Here is a 2,593-nt window from a genome sequence, read left to right as displayed (position 1 = left end):
CCCGCCGGGTACGGGAAAGACTATGCTAGCCAGTCGACTCAGAGGGCTACTCCCTCCACTTAGCAACGATGAAGCGCTGGAAAGTGCCGCGATACTCAGTCTGATCCATTCCGACACGATACAAAAACAGTGGAAGCAGCGCCCTTTTCGCTCGCCACATCACAGTGCTTCATTAACCGCCATGGTCGGTGGAGGCTCTATTCCTGCGCCAGGAGAGATCTCTTTGGCGCACAACGGCATACTGTTTCTGGATGAACTACCCGAGTTTGAGCGGCGCACGCTGGATGCACTGCGCGAACCCATCGAGTCCGGGCAGATCCATCTATCCCGCACCAGAGCAAAAATAACCTATCCCGCACGCTTTCAACTCATAGCTGCGATGAATCCAAGCCCGACGGGCCATTATCAGGGGAACCATAACCGCTGTACCCCAGAACAGACGCTGCGCTACCTAAATCGATTGTCAGGTCCATTTCTTGACCGCTTCGACCTCTCCCTCGAAATTCCCTTACCGCCGCCCGGTATACTCAGCCAGAACGCGATGAAAGGGGAAAATAGCGCAACGGTGAAGCAACGTGTTATGGCAGCGCGAGAGCGTCAGTATCAGCGGCAAAATAAGTTAAACGCACATCTGGACAGTCAGGATATCCATAAATACTGCCTACTGCGTAGCGACGATGCACAGTGGCTTGAAGAAACGCTCGCGCATCTCGGATTGTCTATCCGCGCCTGGCTGCGCCTGATTAAGGTCGCTCGAACGATTGCGGATATCGAACAATGTGATCACATCTCTCGCCAGCATTTACAGGAGGCCGTTGGGTACCGAGCGATAGACAGGTTACTCATTCATCTGCAGAAATTACTGACATAAAAAAAGGGCTTTCGCCCTTTTTTTATTAATCATCAGATTCGGTGTAGTCTTCTGCGCCTTCCACCTGAGGTTTCCCACCCGATAAGGTGTGGAAACGTTTTGGACGCTTAATACGCGTCATGTATTTAGACCACACACGTTCAGCTTCGGTAACCGGCTCACGTTCACCACGGCATACCGCAACAAACAGTTTTTCTTCTTCAGTTACCGGCTCACGCTTGCCCAGATCCAGCTCGTTGAAAGCATAACCGTGACGCTCAAGCAGTTGTGCTTCTTTAATGGTGAAATCACCATGACGGGAGAATCCGCGGGGATAATATTTATTATCGAAATATCGATTAGTCGTCGTAAAGCTTTCCGCCATCCTGCACGCTCCTAATTCTTTGGCCGAGCTATTTATGGCGCGGAGTATTAGTTACGCTTGACAGAGCGTCAAACAAAAGATTTAAATCATAACGACAAATAATTTTATGGAGCGAGTTGTGGATACGGAATTGTTAAAAACTTTCCTGGAAGTTAGCCGGACACGCCACTTTGGCAGGGCTGCTGAAGCGCTCTACCTGACCCAATCAGCGGTTAGTTTCCGGATCAGACAACTGGAAAATCAATTGGGTGTAAACCTGTTCACCCGACACAGAAACAATATCCGTTTAACCGCTGCAGGTGAAAAATTATTGCCTTACGCCGAAACGTTGATGAATACGTGGCAGGCAGCACGTAAGGAAGTCGCGAATACCTCGCGGCATAACGAGTTTTCTATCGGTGCCAGCGCATCTCTCTGGGAGTGCATGCTTAATGACTGGTTGAAGCGTTTGTATCAATCTCAGGAGCCACAATCCAGCCTGCAGTTTGAAGCGAGGATCGCTCAACGCCAATCGTTAGTAAAACAGCTTCATGAACGACAGCTTGATCTACTGATTACTACCGAAACACCCAAAATGGACGAATTTAGCAGCCAACTGTTGGGATATTTCACGCTGGCGCTCTATTGCAGCTCTCCTTCGCAAACCAAAGATGAGCTGAATTATTTACGCCTGGAATGGGGACCCGATTTCCAACAACACGAAGCAGGACTAATAGCGGGAGATGAAGTGCCGGTACTCACCACCAGTTCGGCAGAATTGGCCAGGCAGCAACTTTCAGTGATTAAGGGCTTTAGCTGGCTTCCCGTCAACTGGGCCAAAACCAAAAGCGATCTCCATACGGTTACCGACAGTACAACGCTTTCACGTCCTTTATATGCAGTTTGGCTGCAAAACAGCGATAAAAATGGACTAATTTGCGATCTGCTGAGAACAGATATTCTGGAAAATTAAAGAAAATATAGGCAAGGATGCCGGGAGTAAAACAGCAGGAAGGCATAATTCAAATTGCAGGTAAAAAAAAATCCTTAGCAAAAATGCTAAGGATTGTTTCTGGCAGGGGCGGAGAGACTCGAACTCGCGACACCCGGTTTTGGAGACCGGTGCTCTACCAACTGAGCTACGCCCCTAAATTTTCTTATCATTAAGCCTGCTTGGTAGCAGGCTTAATTTTCTAATAAGTGGCGGAACGGACGGGACTCGAACCCGCGACCCCCTGCGTGACAGGCAGGTATTCTAACCAACTGAACTACCGCTCCACCGAATTTCTTTGTCACTACCAGGATTATTCATCCCGGTTTACTGCAATTTGATGCCTGGCAGTTCCCTACTCTCGCATGGGGAGACCCCACACTACCAT

At 49.2% G+C, this 2,593-nt stretch carries 3 protein-coding genes and 2 tRNA genes; 2 read left to right on the top strand and 3 right to left on the bottom strand.

The window, feature by feature from the left end; all coding sequences use genetic code 11:
* Positions 1–871 (top strand): YifB family Mg chelatase-like AAA ATPase (locus FDW87_RS09565; RefSeq protein ID WP_137379691.1); only part of this gene is annotated, 871 nt, incomplete at its 5' end.
* Between the two features lie 25 nt (positions 872–896).
* On the opposite strand, the gene maoP is transcribed toward FDW87_RS09565, so the two are convergent.
* Positions 897–1,235 carry a macrodomain Ori organization protein MaoP gene (gene maoP, locus FDW87_RS09560; RefSeq protein ID WP_003018025.1) on the bottom strand — a complete coding sequence of 113 codons (339 nt, stop codon included), beginning with the start codon at positions 1,233–1,235 and terminating at the stop codon, positions 897–899.
* A 106-nt stretch (positions 1,236–1,341) separates the two neighbouring features.
* On the opposite strand from maoP, the gene hdfR reads away from it, so the two are divergent.
* Positions 1,342–2,187 carry an HTH-type transcriptional regulator HdfR gene (gene hdfR, locus FDW87_RS09555; RefSeq protein WP_087121878.1) on the top strand — a complete coding sequence of 282 codons (846 nt, stop codon included), beginning with the start codon at positions 1,342–1,344 and terminating at the stop codon, positions 2,185–2,187.
* Between the two features lie 100 nt (positions 2,188–2,287).
* Here the strand turns inward: hdfR and FDW87_RS09550 are convergent.
* Positions 2,288–2,363: transfer RNA gene (locus FDW87_RS09550), tRNA-Trp, on the bottom strand.
* A 52-nt stretch (positions 2,364–2,415) separates the two neighbouring features.
* Positions 2,416–2,492: transfer RNA gene (locus tag FDW87_RS09545), tRNA-Asp, on the bottom strand.
* Between the last annotated feature and the right edge of the window lie 101 nt (positions 2,493–2,593).

The organism is Citrobacter sp. wls826 (genome assembly GCF_005281245.1).
In the GTDB taxonomy this organism is placed as follows: Bacteria; Pseudomonadota; Gammaproteobacteria; order Enterobacterales; family Enterobacteriaceae; genus Citrobacter; species Citrobacter braakii.
Note: the sequence above shows the minus strand (reverse complement) of the source record. Positions and strands in the feature narration are given on the sequence as shown.